This window comes from Corynebacterium lemuris (genome assembly GCF_024919295.1).
Lineage (GTDB): Bacteria > Actinomycetota > Actinomycetes > Mycobacteriales > Mycobacteriaceae > Corynebacterium > Corynebacterium lemuris.
Window position 1 is genome coordinate 47,454 of sequence record NZ_JANWTC010000010.1, and the last position, 18,267, is coordinate 65,720.

The window sequence follows — 18,267 nt, forward strand, 5'->3', positions numbered from 1 at the left end:
GCGCACTCCTTCTGGTGAGGAAAGTCAGTTCTTGGCGGGCTCTGCTGCGGCCTCAGCGGCATCATGCTCGGCGAGGATGGCGGTGATCGCCCGTTTCAACCCCGGACCATACGTCGGATGCGACAAACCGAAATCCACACACGCCGGAATATAACCCGCCGGATTACCCAGATCATGACGCTTACCCTCATGCACCACGATATGCACCGGATGCCCCTCCCGGATCATCAACTCAATCGCATCCGTGAGCTGGATCTCCCCACCCTTACCCGGTTCAATCCGGCGCAACGCATCAAAAATCCCCCGGTCCAGCAGATACCGGCCCGTGGCCACCAGGGTGGACGGCGCATCCGCCGGATCCGGTTTTTCCACCATCCCCACCACACGCTTCACCCGCTCCGCCGGCAGCCCACAGTCCGCCGGGATCTCCTTGATGTCGAACACCCCGTAGTTGAAGACCTCCTCCCGGGGTACTTCCACCGCGCACAACACCGAACCCCCCAACTGCGCGCGCACCGCGGCCATCTTCTCCACCACCCCCATCGGCAGCACCAGATCATCCGGCAGCATCACCGCCACGACGTCCTCGTCATCATCCAGCACCGATTCCGCCAGTCCCACCGCATGGCCCAGGCCCAGGGGCTGGGCCTGTTCCACCGCCACCGGGGTCATCAGCTTACCGGCACGCTGGACCTTCTCCACCTGTGCGTGTTTGCCGCGTTCGGTCAGGGTCTCCACCAGGTTGGGGAACTGCTCGAAATGCCGCATGACCTCCTGCTTGTTGGGGGCCACGATCACCGCCAGACGGGTGGCACCTAAGGCGTTGGCCTCCTCGGCGATCAGCTCGATGCCGGGGGTGTCCACGACCGGGAGCAGCTCTTTGGGCACGGTCTTGGTGGCCGGCAGGAAACGGGTACCCATGCCGGCGGCAGGCACAATCACGGTCTTCACACCATGCGGATGGGCGGAGGATGACAAGCTCATAACGCAATACCCTACCCCGCGCGGTTAGGCTGAGGGCATGGACATCCGGGATAGGAAGACGATACTGCGGGCCCGGATGATGCAGGCCCGCGCAGACATGTCGCCTGAGACGATCAGAAGCGAGGATGCCGCGATCATCTCGCATGCGGCCGCGCTACTGCGTTCACTGGCCCCCTCGGAGACTTCTGTCGCCGCTTATTCCCCTCTGGCCGGGGAGCCGGGCGGCAAGCTGCTTCTCGACGCCCTCCACGGGGAGGCATCCTCCCTCCTCCTGCCGATCTCCCTGCCCGACGGGCAGCTCGCCTGGGCACTCTACGAGGGACGGCTGGCCCTCACACCGGGGGTCATGGGTATCGCGGAACCCACGGGTGAGCGCCTGGGTCCGGACGCCCTGCACTCCTGCCGCCTCATCGTCGTGCCGGCGTTGGGGGTCAACCCGGAGGGCATCCGGATAGGCAAGGGCGGTGGTTTCTATGACCGTGCGCTCGCGCAGTTCGCCGACGCCGAAAATCCGCCGCTGACCGCGGTCCTTCTCTACAACGGGGAGATCCGCGAGGACATCCCCGTCGAGGAGCATGACATGCCGGTTGATCTGGCCATCACCCCCACCGGGATCCGTCGCTTCACCTGACCGGGAACCGCCGGGGCCGGCGCGCAGTCCAATTGAGGTATGAACCAGCTCCGCAACACCCTGACCACCCCGGGATGGCGCCGTACCGTACTTCTGCGCCGCTGCCTGGCTTTCCTTCTCCTGCTCGCTGCCCTGCTGCTGGCCCTACGACAGGCCGGCGCCACTGACGACCGGGCCCTCGTCTTCACGCGCCCGGTGGCAGCCGGGGAAACGCTCTCACCTGACAACGTCTCACCGGTCCCCGTCCCCGATCACCTCCTGCCGGCCACCGCGCTCGTCGACCCTGCCGAGATCGATGGGCAGGTCCTCGCCGTCCCCGCGGAGCAGGGGGAGGTGGTGACGGCCCGCCGCCTGGTCGGTCCGGAACTCGCCGCTGCCTTCCCCGGGGACATCGGCACATTCATCCCCGTGCGGCCCGCGGAACCCGAGGTCATCGGCCTGCTCCACCACGGGGACACGGTCAGCATCATCACCCATGGTGGAGACGGGATCGGGACGGAGGTCATCGCCACCGGCGGCCGGGTGGTGCTCGCCGACAGCCGGGAAGCACCCGGCACACTGCTCATCGGTTTTCCCGAGGAGGATGCCCGGGCTGTGGCGGCCGCCTCACTCGCCACTCCCCTGGCCGTAGTTCTCACTCCCGCAGCGCACGAAAATGGCTCCGACACCCTAAAATCCGAAGGGTAACTTCACTGATCTGAAAGGATCTCCCATGCTGCAGGGATTCAAGGAATTCATCATGCGCGGCAACGTCGTGGACCTGGCTGTGGCCGTGGTCATCGGCGGCGCATTCACCGCCATCGTCACTGCCTTCTCCGACCACCTGATCAACCCACTCATCGCCGCCCTCGGCGGAAGTGATGTCAGCGGTCTCGGCTTCGCCATCATCCCCGGCAACGACTCCACTTTCCTGGACTTCGGTGCCGTGATAACCGCCGCCATCAACTTCTTGATCATCGCGGCGGTGATCTACTTCGTCATCATCACCCCGATGAACAAGCTCAATGAACTGATGTCCGCCCGCCTCGGAGTCAAGGAGGACGAGGAGGAGCCGGCACCGACCGATGTGGAGCTGCTCACCGAGATCCGCGACCTGCTCAGGTCCTCGACCCTGCCGGAGAAGTAGCCATCCTAGGAATAGTGCGGGGGACGTTCCTGGCGCAGGAACTCCTCCCGCGGAACCGTCTCCTCAGCCTCCGGGTCCAGGAGAACCTCCCGGTCACCGTCGGCCGATCCCGCATTCCAGAAGCCGGCCCCGGCGCGGTCCGCCTCCCGGTCGATGTCCGGGGCGTCGGACGGCCGGACCACCCTTCGGCGGGACTGTCGCGGCGCGCTACTCAACGGTGTGCTTCTGCAGCTGGTCGATCAGGTGGTGGACCAGCGGCGTGAGCGTGGCCATGCCGTCGCGTACCGCGGTGCGGGACGGGGCGAGGTTGACCACCACGGTGGAACCCGACACCCCGGAGATGCCGCGCGACGTGCAGGCGTCCACCGCGCCGCAGGCCTGGCCCGAGGAGCGCAGCGCCTGGGCGATGCCCGGGACCAGCTGATCCAGCACACCCCGGGTTGCCTCCGGGGTGCGGTCACGCGGGCCGACCCCGGTGCCGCCGACGGTAAGGACCAGGTCCACGCCCCCGACGACGGCGGTCTCGATCGCCTGGCGGATCTGCGACTTCTTTGAACGCACGGACACGACGGCATCGACCGAGAAACCGGCCTCGATGAGCAGTTCGGTGACCAGTCGGTCAGTGTCCTCTCCTGCGTCCAGGGCGTGGTCTGAGATGAGCACCACCAGTGCCCGACGACGGGCCTGGGGGGCCTCCTCCTGCTCAGTGGCGATGAGGAACGCCTCGTCGGGTTCCACGACATCCAGAAGCGCGGATGTTCGCGGCTCGGGGGCGGTGTTCACAGTGGTCTCCATCCTGCTGTACGGGATATTCATGGACTGTTATGTGCCAATCTACTCGGAGGTCAGCGTAACCTCTACCTGTCTGCTCTGCCCGGTATCCTGCTGCCGGACCTCCAGCGTCACGGTCTGACCGAAGTCCTGGGAGCGGATCGCGGCGACGAGTGCGTCGGAGTGGTCGATGATGCGGTCGTCGACACGCGTGACCACGTCCCCGGTGTTGAGCCCCGCCTCCGCAGCCGGGCTGTCCGGCTCCACGGAGGCGATGAGTGCACCGTCGACGTCACGGCGGGCGGCGACCTGGACGCCCAGCATCGGATGAGTGGCCTCACCGGTGGCGATGAGCTGGTCGGCAACGCGCTTGGCGAAGTTCGATGGAATGGCGAAGCCCAGGCCGATCGAACCGGCCTCCCCGCCCGAGCTCATCGAGGCGATGACGGAGTTCATTCCCACGAGGTTGCCGTTCATGTCCACCAGCGGACCGCCCGAGTTGCCGGGGTTGATGGCCGCGTCGGTCTGGATGGCGTCGATGAGGGAGGACTCCCCACCCCCGTCGGAGGCCCGCACCGGGCGGTTGAGCGCGGAGACGATGCCGTAGGTGACAGTGGAGCTCAGACCGAGGGGGGAACCGATGGCCACGACCTCCTGACCCACCTGCAGCTGGCCGGAGTTGCCGAAGTTGATGACGGGCAGACCGGAGACGTCCCGGATCTTCACCACCGCGATGTCCGTCGCCGCATCGGAGGCCACGTAATCGGCAGGCAGGGTGCGGCCGTCGTTGAGAGTGACCTGCATGAAGGCATTGCCTCCCCCCGCGGCGACATGGTGGTTGGTGAGCACATAACCGTCGGAGGAGATGATCGACCCCGAGCCTTCCCCCGCGCCGGCGCGGTTGGCCACCTGGATCGACACGACCGTCGGCAGCACCGCTGCGGCAACCTGCTCCACCCCGTTGTCGGGGGCATCCGGGGCGGGGGCGCTGGGCTGCTGCAGGGAATTGATGATCTCGCCGGAACCGCCGGCAGTGTTGGCGACCACCATGCCGACGATGGACCCGGAGATCACCGATCCGATGAGCATGAGCGCCAGGGCGGTGCCCAGGCCGACGCGGCGTTTCTCCTGCGCCGGTTCCGGTTCCTGTACCCCATAAGGTGAGGTCACCGGCTGGTAACCACCGCCCTGCGGGGCCTGCGGAGTTGTGTCGTCGTTCATTGGTCCCATTGTGCTCTTCCCCTCTGAACCGTGCCTGACGCAATTCTGTACGTTGCCTGGATGGCATGACCTTCCATTTCAGGCTACTCCGCCGGATGCCCGGTGGAACGCCGCCCGGGAAGCTCCACGACCATCCTTGTGCCTCCGTCATCCGATTCACTCACGCGGATGGCCCCGCCGTGGCGTTCCAGGGTCTGCTTGACGATCGCGAGCCCCAGCCCTGAACCCGGTTGGGAACGGGTCTCCGGGGAGCGGTAGAAACGCTCGAATACGCGCTCCCGGTCCTCCGGGCGGATACCCGGACCGGAATCAGCGACGGTGAGTTCGACGCGGTCGTCGGCAAGCTGCCTCATCGCCACCCGCACCACCCCCTCGGGTGGGGACCACTTGGCGGCATTGTCGAGCAGGTTGACCACCGCCCGGTTGAGTGCGAACTGCTCTCCGCTGAGCTCCCAGGGAAGCAGCGTGACCTCGAAATCAACGTCGGAGCGGCGTCGGCGCACCCGCTCCAGGGAAGAACAGATCACCTCCCCCAGCTCCACCGTTTCCCGCACGGTATCGGGGGTGTCCTCCCGCGCCAGCTCCACCAGATCACCGATCAGCGTGGACATCTCCGTCATCTGGGCAAGCACGTCGCGCTCCAGGTCACGGTGGTCCTGCTCCGTGATCCGCCCGGCGGCACCCTCACGGTTGAGCATCATGAGCAGCTCAATGTTGGTGCGCATGGAGGTCAGCGGGGTCTTGAGCTCGTGGCCGGCATCCGCCACCAGCTCTGTCTGCCGGCGGCGGGACTCCTGCAGGGTCGCGAGCATCGCGTTGAAGGAACGGGTCAGCTGCGCGAGGGTGTCATTGCCGTAGACAGCGATGGGGCGCAGCTCATCGGTGTCGGCGACATGGTCCACCGCCCGTTGCAGCCGCTGCAGCGGTTTGAGGCCGGCAGTGGCCACCACCAGCCCCGAGGCGACCGCCAGCAGAATCCCCAGGAGTGCGATGACCAGCAGCACCGCACCCAGCGATGCGATCTGCTCGTGCGCGCCACTCATGTCCTGCGCGAGAATGACCATCCCGCCGACACCGTCGGACTTGACCAGGACGCGCTCCCCGCCCACGGCGTGGACCACGGTGGACACCCCCTCCGCGGTCTCCCGGAAGGTGCCGTCCAGGGCGATCGCATCCCCCCGGACAAAACTCCAGCCCGGCGGGGACACCGCCAGACGGGTCCCGGGACTGTACTCCTTGAAGTGCTGGATCTCCCACTCGAGATTGATCAGGTAGAGGGGATCCACCAGGTTCTCCAGGACGGCGTTGGCCTTACGGTCCAGCTCCCGGTCCACGCGGGCGTTGATGCTCAACGACACCGACCAGTAGGCCAGGAAGGTGACCGCGCCAACGGCGAAGGCGACCACGGCGAAGGTGAGCAGCGCCAGGAGCCACGGCAGCGGGGTACGCGCCGACCAGGATTCGTGGGCGCCGACCGCCACATACGGGGAGGAGGTGTCCCCACCTGTGGCTGGACGGCGCAGCATCACGGGGCGGTCTCCCGCAGGACGTAACCGACGCTGCGGACGGTGTGGATCAGACGGCTCTCACCATCGGCCTCCGTCTTACGCCGCAGGTAGCCGATGTAGACCTCCAGGGCATTGCCGGAGGTCGGGAAGTCATAACCCCAGACCTCCTCCAGGATCGTCGCCCGCGACAGAACGCGGCGGGGATTGCGCATCAGCAGCTGCAGCAGGGAGAACTCCGTGCGGGTCAGACTGATGGGCCGTTCACCGCGGTACACGTCACGGGTGTCCGGGTTGAGCCGGAGATCCTCGAAGATCAGCTCCGTCATGTCCTCCTGCGAGGCCGGGTTGTCCACCGCGGCACGGCGCAGCAGGGAACGCACCCGGGCCAGCAGCTCCTCGAGCGCGAAGGGCTTGGGCAGGTAGTCGTCGGCGCCCGCATCGAGACCGGCCACCCGGTCACTGACCCCGTCGCGGGCGGTCAGCATGAGGATGGGCCGGTCATACCCGGAGCTGCGCAGCGTCCGGCAGACCTCGAGCCCGTCCATCTTGGGCATCATCACGTCCAGGATGATGAGGTCAGGTCTGGTGCGGCTGATCGCCTCAACCGCCTCCAGACCGTCCTCCGCGAGCACGATGTCGTAGCCGTTGAAGATCAGGGAACGCCTGAGTGATTCGCGGACCGCCTGCTCGTCATCCACTATGAGTATTTTCATATATCCATTATGGCCTGATTATGCACGCCGACAGGTACTAAAACACCGGCCGCCCACCACAAACGTGGTGGGCGGCCGGTGAAGGTACATCCGCGGGGGAGGTACTAGAACTGCTCAACCTCAACGAGACCGAGCTGCGCGGCCTTGACCAGACGACGCGGGATGCGGACGGTCTGGCCGTCGACCTTGACCTCCTGGAGGGCGACATTGTCGGCCTTCCACTGGCTACGACGCGAGCGGGTGTTCGCGCGGGACTTCTTGAACTTCTGAACTGCCATGGTTGATAACCCTCCTTAGGCCTTCTTCTTGCGGCGGGCCATGCCGCCGAAACGCTTCTCGAACTTCTCGACACGACCTGCGGTGTCCATGACACGCTGGGCGCCGGTCCAGAACGGGTGGGACTCGCTGGTGACGTCAACGACGATCAGCGGGTACTCGTTGCCGTCCTCCCAGGCGACGGTACGGTCGCTGGTGACGGTCGAACGGGTCATGAACTGGAAGCCGGTGCCGGCATCCTGGAAGACCACCGGGTGGTAGTCGGGGTGGATATCCTTCTTCATTAAGTCTCGATTCCCTCAGGATTGAACATCAGGTCGGTTCCGGGCGCGTGAACAGAAAGGCCCGGATCGTGCCTGAGTTGGGTTGGAGATTGACAACTCGGACAATCCTAGCCCCGGGGGACCGGAATCCTGAAATCACCCTGCATATCATGCGATTAGGAATTCTGCCCACCGGCTTGTAGAGTAGTCCCTTGCTGTTGTCGAAGTAAACGTCTACGCCCCGTCAGCTGGCTGAAGACTGCGCCCCGACCTGTGCTCATTCACGAGGGCACGAGGAATGAATCGGTGCGGCGCGGTCATATGAGCTTTTCCGACGTGGGCGGCTAGGAGAAAGAAAACCCATGTCGGCTATTTGCCAGGTCACGGGACGTAAGCCGCAGTTCGGCAAGACCGTCTCGCACTCGCACCGACGCCACTCGCGCCGTTGGAACCCCAACGTGCAGCGTCGTCGGTTCTTCCTGCCCTCTGAGGGCCGGACCATCACCCTGAATGTTTCCACCAAGGGCCTCAAGGTCATCGACCGCGACGGCATCGAGTCCGTCGTGGCCAAGATCCGTGCACGTGGGGAGAAGATCTAAGTCATGGCACGTAATGACATCCGTCCGATCATCAAGCTGAAGTCTACGGCTGGCACCGGTTACACCTATGTCACCCGCAAGAACAAGCGCAACAACCCCGACCGCATCTCCCTGATGAAGTTTGATCCGGTTGCCCGCAAGCACGTCGAGTTCCGCGAGGAGCGATAATTCATGGCCAAGAAGTCTAAGATCGCCAAGAATGAGCAGCGCAAGGAGATCGTCGCCCGCTACGCGGAGCGTCGCGCAGAGCTCAAGGCAATCATCCGTAACCCGAACACCTCTGACGAGGACCGTCTGGATGCGCAGTTCGAGCTGAACCGTCAGCCGCGCGACGCCGCCAAGGTTCGCGTCCGTAACCGCGACGCACACGATGGTCGCCCCCGCGGTTTCCTCCGCAAGTTCGGTCTGTCCCGTGTCCGTATGCGCGAGATGGCTCACCGCGGTGAGCTGCCGGGCGTCCGTAAGTCCAGCTGGTAAGGAGTGGCGAACATGAAGCGCACCAACCATAAGAAGGCGCGGATGGAGCAGTCCCGCCGCCCGAAGAAGAACCCCCTCAAGGCTGAGGGCATCGAGAAGGTGGACTACAAGGACGTCAAGACCCTTCGTCTGTTCATCTCCGACCGCCACAAGATCCGTTCCCGCCGCGTGACCGGCCTGACCCCGCAGCAGCAGCGTCAGGTCGCCACCGCAGTGAAGAACGCACGCGAAATGGCTCTCCTGCCGTTCACCAGCCGCTAAACCGGTTGACAGGACGCAACAGCGCACTTTTGCCGCTGGCCGTGTGACACGGTAAAAGTACCCCCGACCCGCCCCTTCCGATATTTCGGAGGGGGCGGGTTTTGTTATCTTCGAGATCATGCTGCACCCTTCGCTGCGCGACCTGGCCGAGCAGGCCCCCCTCTCCCCCACCACCGCCACCGCCCGCGGGGTGCTCGTTGAGGCGCAGCAGCTGCTGCGCAACGCCCTGGAGCACCGGACCCCGGAGACCCTCCTTGCCGGGTGGTTCTCCGACCTGGTGCTGGCCACGCTGGGGTGCCCGGCGGTCGTCGAGAAGCTCTCCGCCCCCGTCACACCCACCGGAGCCTTCGCGCGTGGTGACGCCCTGCCCACCTCAGCGGTGGTCTGGTTCGCGGAACCGGAGATGGACACCTCGGAACTGGTCGGGTTGCTCACCTCCGCGGGACTCACCGTCGCGGAGCCGCCGACGGACGGGGCCGGCCTGCTCGCCGCGCGTGTCGACGCCGGGCTGGTCACCCCCGCCACCGTCGCCGGCGAACTGCTGGAGCTGGCGATCTCCCACCGCCCACCGGCCCTGCGCGCCCTGGCGGGTCTGCCGGACCCGGACGTCATGGTCGATGTCACCGCGGCCCTGCTGCGTCCCATCGCCGACGTGGCCCGTTGGGCGGCCCCGGCGGAGCGCTCCACGCTGGACAGGCTCGCCGCCGGCCACAACCGGGAGCTGCTCACCGGCGAGGAGGTCGAGGCCCTCTCCCAGGCCTGGGAGACGGGGCTGGCGCTGCAGTTCGGGCGGTGGGCGGACCGGGTGGACTCCCGCCCCGCGACCCTGGGTGATCTGCCTGCCCTGCACCGCAGCGCCTATGGCGCCGCGGCCCGTCAGGTCGCGGGTGTGCTGCGCGCCCTGGCCGGACGCCACGGCCTCCCCCTCGACTGACGCTGGTATCTTTAGGCGAACAGAAACCACCAGGAAGGAGTGGCCCACGATGGCAGGTGCAGTCGGACGTCCGCGCAAGCACAGCCCGCGTCGACGTGGCTCCACGGCCCGGGAGGAGATCCTCGACGCCTCCGCCGAGCTCTTCACCACCCAGGGCTTCGCCTCGACCTCCACCCACCAGATCGCCGACGCCGTCGGCATCCGCCAGGCCTCGCTGTACTACCACTTCCCGTCAAAGACCGAGATATTCCTGACCCTGCTGAAATCCACCGTCGAGCCGTCCACGGAACTGGCCACCGCCCTCCATGACTCGGAGGTCTCCCCCGCCCTGCGGCTGTGGGCGCTCGTCGCCGCCGAGGCGCGTCTGCTGCTGTCCACCCGGTGGAATGTGGGCAGGCTCTACCAGCTGCCGGTGGCCTCCTCCGCGGAATTCGCCGAGTACCACACTCAACGCACGGAGCTGCGGAACCTCTTCCGCAGCCTGGCGCAGGCGATCGTCGGGGCGGATGACCCCCGCGCGGATCTGCCCTTCCACATCGCCCTGTCGGTCATTGAGATGCGCGGCAACGACGGCACTCCCGCGGCGCCGCTCTCACAGGCCGAGCTCCCCGCCATCGCCGTCATGCTTGCCGACGCCGCCCTCGACGTCCTCCACGCTGAACATCCCGCCGACCGCGTCGAACACACTCTGGCGCTGATCAACGCCGCTGACGGCTGAGGATCCGCTCTGCCTGGCTGACCAGCGGGGCGTCGATCATCACGCCATCGATCTGGAAGGCACCGGAGTTCCCCCGCGCGCCGTCCAGGACCTTCTGCGCCCATTCGATCTGCTCCGCCTCCGGCCGGAAGGCCTCCCGTACCGCCGCCACCTGGGCCGGGTGGATGCAGGCGGTGCCGAGGAAGCCGGAGCGGGCCGCATCGAGTGCCTCTGCGAGCTGCCCGTCGGTGTCGCGGAAATCGGCGTGGATCGCGTCAACGGCGAATTTCCCGGCGGCCGCCGCATGGATGAGCACCTGTGCCCGCGCGTGACGGATCACCTCCCGGTAGGTGCCCGCCCCGGATTCATCCGCCTGCCGCCGGGAGTGGGTGCCGCCGAGCAGGGTGATCAGATCCTCCGCACCCCAGAACAGCCCGGTCACTACCTCATGGTTGACGATCTCCCGGATGTTCACCAGCGCCTGGGGAGTCTCGATCATCGCGATGACGCCCAGCCCCGCCAGACCGGCCGGAACCTGTTCCCCGACCTTGGGCACCATCACCGTGCCGATGCCCAGCTCCCGGGCCAGCGCCACATCAGCGGCGAAACCCTCCGCGTCGGGTCCGGTGGTGCGCAGGATGGTGCGGGCCAGGTCCAGCTCGGCACCGCGGATGTTGTCGTGCATGGTGTCCCGGTCGCCGGTGCCGGCACCGTCCTCCAGATCAACGATGACGGTATCCGCCCGGTCGAAGGCCTTGGCCAGCAACTCTGGTCGGTGGGCGGGGGCGAAGAGGAGGGCGGGGCCAACAGGATGCGATGTCATGTCCGATATTATGCCCGGCAGTTCACGGCGGGAAGCGCCGGGAGTTGTTGCGCCAGTTCGGTGAGCATGGCCTGACCGTCCGCATACTGCCCGGAGGCGGGGCGGGCGACAAGCGCCACCGCACCCATCCCCTGTCCCCCATCTGTGGGCAGCAGACCGAACTGCCGGACCACGTACCGCCCGTCCGGATCCGGCCCCCAGCCGCCCTTGTAGCGGGCCCCGGGGATGGTGCCGAGACCGTAGTCCTGCCCGGGGGTTATCTGCCCCATCGCAGCCAGCACAGGTTCCGCGCCGACCAGACAGGGCAGGTGTGCAGCGAAGGCCACCTGATCCTGGGATGTCCAGCGGGTCTGCCCGAAGCTGCTGAACTCCGGGCGGGTGACAGCCGTCTGCACGGCCGTGTGTACCCCGGCCTCCGCGAGCACCGCCTCCGTGGCCTGTCCCGCCTCCTCCGGGGTGCCCAGGGAAAGCCAGAGTTGTTGCGCGGCCTGGTTGTCCGAAACCGTGATCGCCGCCTGGACGGTGCTGATCAGGGCAGGGTCCCGGCGCAGGGCTGCCACCGCGATGGGGACCTTCACCGTCGACCAGGCCGGGGCATCCTGGACCAGCCCCGATGTCCGGGCCTGCTCACCGTCGAGGAAGGCCACCTCCGCTTCCCCGCCGTACCGGGCGATGACCCGGTCCACCGCCTCCTGAACCACATCCGGCGCTGCACGGGGTTCCGGTGACAGGGGGTCAGGAGTGGAGGTGGGGGTCACCCACACCGTCACGGTCGGCGGGGGTGTCTGCGGCGGTGACGGACTGCAACCGCCGAGGAGGGCAGCGGTCAGCAGCCCCGTAACCAGCCGTTTTCTCACGAGATGTAGACCACGGCGTTGTTGCCGCCGGTGCAGGTCACATACCAACTGGTCTCCCGGCAGTTCATGGCGTAGCTCTGCCCGGTCACCGGGCTCCAGGCGTAGACCGTGGCGTTATGCAGGCCGGTGATCGCCCGGTTCTCCAGGTAGGCGTTCGACACGTTCATCGCGAAGGCCTCCGAGGTGTTGGAGGAACCGACCCAGACGTTCTCCAGGTAACCGCCTGCACTGATCAGCGTGCCGGGCACACCGGATGAGGGTACGGGTGCCGGAGCTGGGGCCGGTGCCGGTGCCGGAGTCGGGGCGGGTGCCTCAACAGTGACCGTCACCGGGGAGGGAGGGGGTGCAGGGGGTTCTGCTGTGGCGGTGACCGTGCCGGCCGCCCCCTGCCCCTGCACCGGTGGGCGGGAGGAGGTGAACCACCAGATTCCCCCGATCAGGCCCGCTGCGAGGAAGACAGCCAGGAGTCCGATGAGCACCCAGAGCACGGCGTTCGAGGAGGAACGTGGGGGCGGTTCCGGCTGCCAACCACTCCGGTACATGTCTGTGTCCATCCGGACCTCCTCTGGTTATAACCACTGTCCTGAGTCTAACCCGCAGATCAGGTGGAATCCGGGATGCGATGTTTTCTATACCGTGTGGTTATCCAGCCACTGAAGACACCTCGCCCCGCGGTCCACAGGGGATCGCGGGGCGAGGTGGGAGAACGGCGCAGGCGCTAGTGGGCGAAGTGGCGCGCCCCGGTGAAGTACATGGTCACGCCGGCCTTCTCGGCAGCGGCGATGACCTCTTCGTCGCGGATGGAGCCACCCGGCTGGACGACTGCCTTCACGCCGGCCTCGGCGAGGACCTCGAAGCCGTCGGCGAAGGGGAAGAAGGCGTCGGAGGCGGCGACGGCACCGGTGGTGCGGTTGGCGTCACCGGCGAGGGTGTTCGCGCGTTCGACGGCCAGCTTGGCGGAGTCGACACGGTTGACCTGCCCCATGCCCACGCCCACGGTGGCACCGCGGGTGGCGATCAGGATGGCGTTGGACTTGACGGAACGCACGGCGGACCAGGCGAACTGGAGGTCCGCGAGGATCTGCTCGTCGCCGGCCGCACCGGCGGCCAGCGTCCAGTTCTCGGCACGGTCACCCTCGGCCTGGAGGGTGTCGCGCTCCTGCACGAGGAGACCACCGGAGATCTCCTTCGTCTCATGCCCGGTACGGGTCAGCGGCTCAGCCTGGAGGACGCGGATGTTCTTCTTCCGGGCGAGGACCTCCACGGCGCCGTCCGCGTAGGACGGTGCGATGATGACCTCGGTGAAGATCTCGGCGACCTGCTCGGCCATGGCGACGGTGACCTCACGGTTGGAGGCGATGACGCCGCCGAAAGCGGACATCGGGTCGCAGGCGTGGGCCTTGCGGTGGGCCTTGGCGATGGAGGTGTCGGAGACCGCGATGCCGCAGGGGTTGGCGTGCTTGATGATGGCCACGCAGGGACGCTCGTGGTCCCAGGCGGCCCGCCAGGCCGCGTCAGCGTCCTGGTAGTTGTTGTAGCTCATCTCCTTGCCGTGCAGCTGCTCGGCGTTGGCCAGTCCGCCGGCACCGGCGTCCGCGTAGAGGGCGCCTGCCTGGTGCGGGTTCTCGCCGTAGCGCAGGGTGTTGCTCAGCTCGTGGGAGGAGCCGATCCAGGCCGGGAAGCCCTCGGCGTCGGCCTGCCCGCCCAGCCAGGTGGCCACGGCGACGTCGTAGGCGGCGGTGTGGCGGAAGGCGTCGAGGGCGAGCGCGGTGCGCTGCGTGCGGGTGAAACCGCCGTCCGCGAGTGCAGCGGCGACATCCCCGTAACGGGCCGGGTCGACGACCACGGCCACCGACGGGTGGTTCTTCGCGGCCGCACGGACCATGGAGGGGCCACCGATGTCGATCTGCTCGACGCAGTCATCGAAGCCGGCGCCGGAGGCGACGGTCTCGGTGAAGGGGTACAGGTTGACCACGACGAGCTGGAAGGGCTCGACGCCGAGCTCACCGAGCTGGGCCAGGTGATCGTCCTTGCGGGTGTCGGCGAGGATGCCGGCATGGACCTTCGGGTGGAGGGTCTTCACGCGGCCCTCGAGACACTCGGGGAAACCGGTGAGAGCCTCGACGGGGGTGACCGGGACACCCTGGTCCGCGATGCGGGAGGCGGTGGAACCGGTGGAGACGATCTCCACGCCCGCCTCGTGCAGAGCCTTGGCCAGCTCCTCAATTCCCGTCTTGTCGTAAACGCTGATCAGTGCGCGCTTGATTACCTTGCGATCATCGCTCATGGATGAACTCAACCTTCCTGGTGGTCTCGTCGATGGTTGCCGACCGCAGCACGGACACAATGAGCTGCCGTTCGATCTTCTTGATCCGCTCGTGGAGGGAATCTTCTGTGTCATCGGTCTCCACCTCGACCGCCGCCTGGGCGATGATGGGGCCCGTGTCCACGCCCGCGTCGATGAAATGGACGGTGGAGCCGGTGACCTTGACCCCGTGGGCGAGCGCGTCACGGACGGCATGTGCGCCCGGGAACGACGGCAGCAGCGCCGGGTGGGTGTTGATGATGCGTCCGTCGAAGCGGGCGAGGACTCCTGCGCCGAGGATCTTCATGAACCCGGCCGAGACAATGATGTCCGGGTTGATCTCCGCGATGGTGTCGGCCAGCGTGACGTTCCAGGCAGCGCGGTCATCACCGAGCTCCACTACCCGCGTATCGACGCCCGCCTTTTCCGCACGCTCCAGCGCCGTGCAGGGCACGTCCGCGATAACGAGGGAGACCCGATAGCGGTCGCCCTGGTTGTCCAGGATGGCCTGCAGCAGCGTACCGCTGCCGGAAACGAGTACGACGACCCCCATCGGGCCGTCGTTCGGGATGTTCTGATCGAGGGTGGAAGTCACTCCTGTCAGCCTAGTCCCTACGTTCCGGATCTTCGGCTTTACCGTTGTCTTCCTGGGATTCGGCAGTCTCCTCCGATTCGCCCGCAGTCTCCTCCTCGGGTTCTTGCATCAGCTCCTCAGCGGCCTCCCCCTCAGTGGCCTCCCCCTCGGCGACTTCCTCCTCAGTGGGCTCTTCCTCGGCTTCCACCTCTTCGTCCTCGACGATTTCGCTGTCGATGACCTCCTCAATGGTCTCCTCGGGTTCGGGTTCGGGGTCGGGTTCGGTCTCGGGCGCCGCTGCCGGTTTGGCGGGCTTCGCGGCGCGACGGTCAGCCAGGCGACCGAGAAGTGCCGCTGCCACGCCGATACCGGCAGTCCAGGCCAAGGCCAGTCCGGCGGTCAGCCAGATCATGGGTCCGCCGGTGCCCAGATGGCCGATCTCCCCCCACGTGAGGTAGCTGAAGATGAGCACCAGGACAGCCGTGACTGCGCTCGTCGCCAGGGTCTGCCGGATGTTGAAACGGACATTGCTCAGGACGTAGGCAACGGCGATCGAGGTGACCAGCAGCAGGGTGATCGACCAGGGATGCGCCCAGGCGGGGATGAGTGCCAGCAGGGGCAGCGGCGGCAGGGCGGTCAGGTCGATGGCGTAGAGGGAGATGGAGGCCGCCCCCAGGTGGAATTCCGAGCCCAGCAGTACCGTGATCACGGCGATGACCGCGTTGGGCAGGTAGAGCAGGCTGATCAGAGAGGAACCGACCATGCCGGGCCCACCCGCGTAGATGGCCGCCAGTTCGGTCTGCCTGGACCAGCCGGTGAAGAGGAGGACCAGCATGACCACCAGTGCGGCCGCGGAGAGCAGAAGAAGGATGCGGACGGCGGTGGCGGTGGCGTCGACAAGCCACTCGGGAGCGTTGTAGCGGCGCAACAGGGCACGCCACAGCCGCCCGCCCATGCCGGTCGCCAGAGCCAGAAGGTGGACCAGCAGGGTCCGGGCAACTGCCTGCCCCACCGGCGGCGGGCCCACGTCGAAGACCCGGCCGGCGTCCCACATCATCCCGGTGGCGATGAACGTGAGCACCAGGGGGACCACCACGGCACTGAGCGCCAGCACCAGGAGGTCCGCCATACTCACACGGTCACGGACCGCCACGTGCACCCGCCGGGCGATGAGGGCGGCCAGCCCCATCGCGGGCAGCAGCGGCAGCACGCCGAGGACGATGCCGCCAGCGGAAACCGGGACAAGGTTGAGGATCAGCCACAGCTGCGCAATCGTCGCGGGCAGTGCGGCCAGGGAGGTTCCGGTGAACAGGAGGCCGGCGAGGGCGAACACGATGAGGACGAGCACCACGACCCCGTTGGGTACGAGGACCACGGGGAGGTAGCGGCGCAACCGACCGCGGAGGCCGGTGGGTGCCTGTTGTTCCGGTGCCGGCCGGGGGGTTGCCGCGCGGCCTGCGGTGGTGCCGCCGGCGCGCATCCTGCGTGGGCGCCGACCGGGCCTGGACTGGGGGCTGGTCTTCTTGCTCATCACCCCCACACTCTGCCACGGTCACCTTCCGTTACCCCTGCAACAGGGCCGTGGGACACAGGTATGTAACATCCTCTGAGTCAACCGCGATCTAGTGAGATTTTCCTTCCTCGGTTGCCACACCGGAATTGAGACGCTATTGTTACCGAGCGTAGATAACAAAGCGGTCACAATCCCGTAACCCTACGGCTGTGGAAACGAACGGAAGAAGGCTTCATGCGAATGACGACTCAGCGGTCGACCGGAGGCAGGCACCGCAAGATCACCTCCTCGCAGACGACCAAGGGTCGCATCGCCCTCGTCGCCGTCGCAACCGGCGCGGTTTCTACGGCAGGTATCGGTGGCGCAGCAGCCGCCCAGATCCAGGCACAGAACCCGGAGCAGTCCGCCACCGCAGCCACCCCGGAGATCGAGCTCGCAGCGAATGCCGCCGAGTTCGCCGCCTCCTCCGAGGCCGCCCCGCAGATCCTCGCGATCGCCGAGTACAAGCCCGTCGCCAACCTGGCAGACCAGCTGACCAAGGCTGTCGAGCACAACACCATCCGTACCGAGATCGACCAGGCCCTCCGCGCGCCTTCCGTAGCCAAGCCGGCCGAGGGTGTGTTCACCTCCGGCTTCGGCCCGCGCTGGGGCACCCTCCACGCCGGCATCGACATCGCCAACGTCGTCGGCACCCCGATCCTCGCAGTCATGGACGGCACCGTCATCGACTCCGGCCCGGCCTCCGGCTACGGCCAGTGGATCCGCGTCCAGCATGACGACGGCGCCGTCTCCGTCTACGGTCACATGGAGACCCTCGCCGTGTCCGTCGGTGACCGCGTCACCGCTGGCCAGAACATCGCCGGTATGGGCAACCGTGGTTTCTCCACCGGTTCCCACCTCCACTTCGAGATCCACCCCAACGGCAACGGCGCCGTGGACCCGGTCCCGTGGTTCGCCGAGCGCGGCATCACCATCCAGTAGCCACACCTTATCCTTCAGTTCAGGACCCGACCCTCAAGGTCGGGTCCTTTTGTTATGCCCGGCCCCTTCTGGGAGGCCGTTGCCCAGGGGTAATCTCCTGCTCATGAGCGTCAGCACTCCCCCATCTGCGGCCCTCGCGCTGCAGAACGTGTCCTGCCGGGTGCTGACTGATGTCTCCCTCACCGTCAACCCCGGGGAGCTGGTCGCCGTCACCGGCCCCTCCGGTTCAGGCAAGTCCACCCTCATCCACGTGGCCGGTCTCCTCCTGCCGGTCACCGCCGGGACCGTGCTCGTCGACGGCATCGATGTCTCCCGGCTCACCCGTACCCAGGCCGCGGAGGTGCGCCGCCGGCGGATCGGCCTGGTCCTCCAGCGGGACAACCTCCTCCCCCGACTGACCCTCGCAGAGAACATCGCCCTGCCGCTGGAGCTGGATAACGCACCCGTCGCCGGCATCGGGGAGGCGCTGGCCGCCGTCGGACTGGAGGGGAAGGGCGACCTCCTCCCGGAAGCGGTCTCCGAGGCAGAGGCCCAGCGCGCCGCACTGGCCCGCGCACTGATCGGCCCCCGCACCCTGGTGCTGGCGGACGAACCCACCGGAGCCCTCGACACGACGGCCGGCGCGCAGGTGCTCGGCGTCCTGCGCAGGCTCATCGACACCGGCGGTTCCGGCCTGCTGGTCACCCACGAACCACGCGTGGCCGACTGGGCGGACCGCACGGTCAGTCTGCGCGACGGAAGACTGACGTGAAA

25 protein-coding genes are annotated in these 18,267 nt (G+C 67.0%); 11 read left to right on the forward strand and 14 right to left on the reverse strand.

The genetic code is table 11. The features are described from left to right. Window positions 1–24: 24 nt before the first annotated feature. A complete protein-coding gene (locus NYP18_RS12220) occupies window positions 25–984 on the reverse strand; it encodes a UTP--glucose-1-phosphate uridylyltransferase (protein ID WP_259428487.1) in 960 nt (319 codons plus the stop codon). A 37-nt stretch (window positions 985–1,021) separates the two neighbouring features. On the opposite strand from NYP18_RS12220, the gene NYP18_RS12225 reads away from it, so the two are divergent. From NYP18_RS12225 to mscL, 3 genes are read left to right on the forward strand one after another with little or no spacing between them, the layout of a single operon-like run. Continuing rightward, window positions 1,022–1,615 (forward strand): 5-formyltetrahydrofolate cyclo-ligase, encoded by a 594-nt coding sequence (locus tag NYP18_RS12225; RefSeq protein ID WP_259428488.1) that lies wholly within the window; start codon window positions 1,022–1,024, stop codon window positions 1,613–1,615. Between the two features lie 39 nt (window positions 1,616–1,654). Next, the gene (locus NYP18_RS12230) at window positions 1,655–2,302 is read left to right on the forward strand and encodes an SAF domain-containing protein (RefSeq protein WP_259428489.1); all 648 of its coding nucleotides are present in this window, start codon (window positions 1,655–1,657) and stop codon (window positions 2,300–2,302) included. A gap of 25 nt (window positions 2,303–2,327) precedes the next feature. Next, window positions 2,328–2,741 (forward strand): large conductance mechanosensitive channel protein MscL, encoded by a 414-nt coding sequence (mscL, locus tag NYP18_RS12235; protein ID WP_259428490.1) that lies wholly within the window; start codon window positions 2,328–2,330, stop codon window positions 2,739–2,741. 5 nt (window positions 2,742–2,746) lie between these two features. On the opposite strand, the gene NYP18_RS12240 is transcribed toward mscL, so the two are convergent. From NYP18_RS12240 to NYP18_RS12270, 7 genes are all read right to left on the reverse strand, one after another. Further along, the gene (locus NYP18_RS12240; RefSeq protein WP_259428491.1) at window positions 2,747–2,923 is read right to left on the reverse strand and encodes a hypothetical protein; all 177 of its coding nucleotides are present in this window, start codon (window positions 2,921–2,923) and stop codon (window positions 2,747–2,749) included. Between the two features lie 25 nt (window positions 2,924–2,948). Then, the gene (locus NYP18_RS12245) at window positions 2,949–3,536 is read right to left on the reverse strand and encodes a MogA/MoaB family molybdenum cofactor biosynthesis protein (RefSeq protein WP_259428550.1); all 588 of its coding nucleotides are present in this window, start codon (window positions 3,534–3,536) and stop codon (window positions 2,949–2,951) included. Window positions 3,537–3,575: 39 nt separating this feature from the next. Next, the gene (locus tag NYP18_RS12250) at window positions 3,576–4,733 is read right to left on the reverse strand and encodes a S1C family serine protease (RefSeq protein WP_259428492.1); all 1,158 of its coding nucleotides are present in this window, start codon (window positions 4,731–4,733) and stop codon (window positions 3,576–3,578) included. An 83-nt stretch (window positions 4,734–4,816) separates the two neighbouring features. Continuing rightward, complete coding sequence (locus NYP18_RS12255; protein ID WP_259428493.1) at window positions 4,817–6,259, reverse strand: HAMP domain-containing sensor histidine kinase; 1,443 nt, start codon at window positions 6,257–6,259, stop codon at window positions 4,817–4,819. Then, window positions 6,259–6,954 (reverse strand): response regulator transcription factor, encoded by a 696-nt coding sequence (locus NYP18_RS12260; protein ID WP_259428494.1) that lies wholly within the window; start codon window positions 6,952–6,954, stop codon window positions 6,259–6,261. The genes NYP18_RS12255 and NYP18_RS12260 overlap by 1 nt, the downstream gene beginning before the upstream one ends. Before the next feature lie 104 nt (window positions 6,955–7,058). Further along, window positions 7,059–7,232: a 50S ribosomal protein L32 gene (gene rpmF, locus NYP18_RS12265; RefSeq protein WP_126121964.1), complete on the reverse strand. Its 174-nt coding sequence runs from the start codon at window positions 7,230–7,232 to the stop codon at window positions 7,059–7,061. A gap of 15 nt (window positions 7,233–7,247) precedes the next feature. Further along, the gene (locus NYP18_RS12270) at window positions 7,248–7,514 is read right to left on the reverse strand and encodes a type B 50S ribosomal protein L31 (protein WP_126121965.1); all 267 of its coding nucleotides are present in this window, start codon (window positions 7,512–7,514) and stop codon (window positions 7,248–7,250) included. 341 nt (window positions 7,515–7,855) lie between these two features. Between NYP18_RS12270 and rpmB the strand changes: the two genes are divergently transcribed. From rpmB to NYP18_RS12300, 6 genes are all read left to right on the forward strand, one after another. After that, on the forward strand, window positions 7,856–8,092 hold the full coding sequence (rpmB, locus tag NYP18_RS12275) for a 50S ribosomal protein L28 (protein WP_040085299.1): 237 nt from the start codon (window positions 7,856–7,858) through the stop codon (window positions 8,090–8,092). A gap of 3 nt (window positions 8,093–8,095) precedes the next feature. Further along, window positions 8,096–8,260 (forward strand): 50S ribosomal protein L33, encoded by a 165-nt coding sequence (gene rpmG, locus NYP18_RS12280; protein ID WP_123048541.1) that lies wholly within the window; start codon window positions 8,096–8,098, stop codon window positions 8,258–8,260. 3 nt (window positions 8,261–8,263) lie between these two features. Beyond that, window positions 8,264–8,569 carry a 30S ribosomal protein S14 gene (gene rpsN, locus NYP18_RS12285; protein WP_126121966.1) on the forward strand — a complete coding sequence of 102 codons (306 nt, stop codon included), beginning with the start codon at window positions 8,264–8,266 and terminating at the stop codon, window positions 8,567–8,569. Window positions 8,570–8,581: 12 nt separating this feature from the next. Further along, the gene (gene rpsR, locus NYP18_RS12290) at window positions 8,582–8,830 is read left to right on the forward strand and encodes a 30S ribosomal protein S18 (RefSeq protein WP_126121967.1); all 249 of its coding nucleotides are present in this window, start codon (window positions 8,582–8,584) and stop codon (window positions 8,828–8,830) included. A gap of 118 nt (window positions 8,831–8,948) precedes the next feature. Then, window positions 8,949–9,764, forward strand: coding sequence for a putative nucleotidyltransferase substrate binding domain-containing protein (locus tag NYP18_RS12295; protein ID WP_259428495.1), 816 nt, complete (start codon window positions 8,949–8,951; stop codon window positions 9,762–9,764). 49 nt (window positions 9,765–9,813) lie between these two features. Next, window positions 9,814–10,482 (forward strand): TetR/AcrR family transcriptional regulator, encoded by a 669-nt coding sequence (locus tag NYP18_RS12300; RefSeq protein WP_259428496.1) that lies wholly within the window; start codon window positions 9,814–9,816, stop codon window positions 10,480–10,482. On the opposite strand, the gene NYP18_RS12305 is transcribed toward NYP18_RS12300, so the two are convergent. The 6 genes from NYP18_RS12305 to NYP18_RS12330 form a co-directional block, all read right to left on the reverse strand. Next, the gene (locus tag NYP18_RS12305; protein WP_259428497.1) at window positions 10,463–11,284 is read right to left on the reverse strand and encodes an HpcH/HpaI aldolase/citrate lyase family protein; all 822 of its coding nucleotides are present in this window, start codon (window positions 11,282–11,284) and stop codon (window positions 10,463–10,465) included. The two genes, NYP18_RS12300 and NYP18_RS12305, sit on opposite strands and share 20 nt — an antisense overlap. 8 nt (window positions 11,285–11,292) lie before the next feature. Then, window positions 11,293–11,970 (reverse strand): serine hydrolase, encoded by a 678-nt coding sequence (locus NYP18_RS12310; protein ID WP_259428498.1) that lies wholly within the window; start codon window positions 11,968–11,970, stop codon window positions 11,293–11,295. 167 nt (window positions 11,971–12,137) lie between these two features. Then, on the reverse strand, window positions 12,138–12,695 hold the full coding sequence (locus tag NYP18_RS12315; protein ID WP_259428499.1) for a hypothetical protein: 558 nt from the start codon (window positions 12,693–12,695) through the stop codon (window positions 12,138–12,140). Window positions 12,696–12,859: 164 nt separating this feature from the next. Further along, the gene (gene purH / locus NYP18_RS12320; protein ID WP_259428500.1) at window positions 12,860–14,428 is read right to left on the reverse strand and encodes a bifunctional phosphoribosylaminoimidazolecarboxamide formyltransferase/IMP cyclohydrolase; all 1,569 of its coding nucleotides are present in this window, start codon (window positions 14,426–14,428) and stop codon (window positions 12,860–12,862) included. Continuing rightward, window positions 14,418–14,999 carry a phosphoribosylglycinamide formyltransferase gene (gene purN / locus NYP18_RS12325; protein WP_259428551.1) on the reverse strand — a complete coding sequence of 194 codons (582 nt, stop codon included), beginning with the start codon at window positions 14,997–14,999 and terminating at the stop codon, window positions 14,418–14,420. Before purN ends, purH begins: the two co-directional genes overlap by 11 nt. 52 nt (window positions 15,000–15,051) lie before the next feature. Next, window positions 15,052–16,551 (reverse strand): cell division protein PerM, encoded by a 1,500-nt coding sequence (locus tag NYP18_RS12330; protein ID WP_259428501.1) that lies wholly within the window; start codon window positions 16,549–16,551, stop codon window positions 15,052–15,054. A 216-nt stretch (window positions 16,552–16,767) separates the two neighbouring features. On the opposite strand from NYP18_RS12330, the gene NYP18_RS12335 reads away from it, so the two are divergent. Both NYP18_RS12335 and NYP18_RS12340 read left to right on the forward strand, forming a co-directional pair. Continuing rightward, entirely contained in the window at window positions 16,768–17,514 is a 747-nt protein-coding gene (locus tag NYP18_RS12335) for a M23 family metallopeptidase (RefSeq protein WP_259428502.1), read from the forward strand. 103 nt (window positions 17,515–17,617) lie between these two features. Then, complete coding sequence (locus tag NYP18_RS12340; RefSeq protein ID WP_259428503.1) at window positions 17,618–18,265, forward strand: ABC transporter ATP-binding protein; 648 nt, start codon at window positions 17,618–17,620, stop codon at window positions 18,263–18,265. Window positions 18,266–18,267 lie beyond the last annotated feature (2 nt).

Excerpts from the sequence above, each read along its gene's own strand:
- NYP18_RS12225 (WP_259428488.1), top strand. The coding sequence starts at position 1,022 with ATGGACATCCGGGATAGGAAGACGATACTGCGGGCCCGGATGATGCAG.
- NYP18_RS12340 (WP_259428503.1), top strand. The coding sequence starts at position 17,618 with ATGAGCGTCAGCACTCCCCCATCTGCGGCCCTCGCGCTGCAGAACGTG.
- NYP18_RS12220 (WP_259428487.1), bottom strand. The coding sequence starts at position 984 with ATGAGCTTGTCATCCTCCGCCCATCCGCATGGTGTGAAGACCGTGATT.
- rpsN (WP_126121966.1), top strand. The coding sequence starts at position 8,264 with ATGGCCAAGAAGTCTAAGATCGCCAAGAATGAGCAGCGCAAGGAGATC.
- NYP18_RS12245 (WP_259428550.1), bottom strand. The coding sequence starts at position 3,536 with ATGGAGACCACTGTGAACACCGCCCCCGAGCCGCGAACATCCGCGCTT.
- purH (WP_259428500.1), bottom strand. The coding sequence starts at position 14,428 with ATGAGCGATGATCGCAAGGTAATCAAGCGCGCACTGATCAGCGTTTAC.
- NYP18_RS12230 (WP_259428489.1), top strand. The coding sequence starts at position 1,655 with ATGAACCAGCTCCGCAACACCCTGACCACCCCGGGATGGCGCCGTACC.
- NYP18_RS12295 (WP_259428495.1), top strand. The coding sequence starts at position 8,949 with ATGCTGCACCCTTCGCTGCGCGACCTGGCCGAGCAGGCCCCCCTCTCC.
- NYP18_RS12260 (WP_259428494.1), bottom strand. The coding sequence starts at position 6,954 with ATGAAAATACTCATAGTGGATGACGAGCAGGCGGTCCGCGAATCACTC.
- rpsR (WP_126121967.1), top strand. The coding sequence starts at position 8,582 with ATGAAGCGCACCAACCATAAGAAGGCGCGGATGGAGCAGTCCCGCCGC.
- purN (WP_259428551.1), bottom strand. The coding sequence starts at position 14,999 with ATGGGGGTCGTCGTACTCGTTTCCGGCAGCGGTACGCTGCTGCAGGCC.
- NYP18_RS12300 (WP_259428496.1), top strand. The coding sequence starts at position 9,814 with ATGGCAGGTGCAGTCGGACGTCCGCGCAAGCACAGCCCGCGTCGACGT.
- rpmB (WP_040085299.1), top strand. The coding sequence starts at position 7,856 with ATGTCGGCTATTTGCCAGGTCACGGGACGTAAGCCGCAGTTCGGCAAG.
- NYP18_RS12255 (WP_259428493.1), bottom strand. The coding sequence starts at position 6,259 with ATGCTGCGCCGTCCAGCCACAGGTGGGGACACCTCCTCCCCGTATGTG.
- NYP18_RS12315 (WP_259428499.1), bottom strand. The coding sequence starts at position 12,695 with ATGGACACAGACATGTACCGGAGTGGTTGGCAGCCGGAACCGCCCCCA.
- NYP18_RS12270 (WP_126121965.1), bottom strand. The coding sequence starts at position 7,514 with ATGAAGAAGGATATCCACCCCGACTACCACCCGGTGGTCTTCCAGGAT.
- NYP18_RS12335 (WP_259428502.1), top strand. The coding sequence starts at position 16,768 with ATGCGAATGACGACTCAGCGGTCGACCGGAGGCAGGCACCGCAAGATC.
- NYP18_RS12250 (WP_259428492.1), bottom strand. The coding sequence starts at position 4,733 with ATGAACGACGACACAACTCCGCAGGCCCCGCAGGGCGGTGGTTACCAG.
- rpmF (WP_126121964.1), bottom strand. The coding sequence starts at position 7,232 with ATGGCAGTTCAGAAGTTCAAGAAGTCCCGCGCGAACACCCGCTCGCGT.
- NYP18_RS12330 (WP_259428501.1), bottom strand. The coding sequence starts at position 16,551 with ATGAGCAAGAAGACCAGCCCCCAGTCCAGGCCCGGTCGGCGCCCACGC.
- mscL (WP_259428490.1), top strand. The coding sequence starts at position 2,328 with ATGCTGCAGGGATTCAAGGAATTCATCATGCGCGGCAACGTCGTGGAC.
- rpmG (WP_123048541.1), top strand. The coding sequence starts at position 8,096 with ATGGCACGTAATGACATCCGTCCGATCATCAAGCTGAAGTCTACGGCT.
- NYP18_RS12305 (WP_259428497.1), bottom strand. The coding sequence starts at position 11,284 with ATGACATCGCATCCTGTTGGCCCCGCCCTCCTCTTCGCCCCCGCCCAC.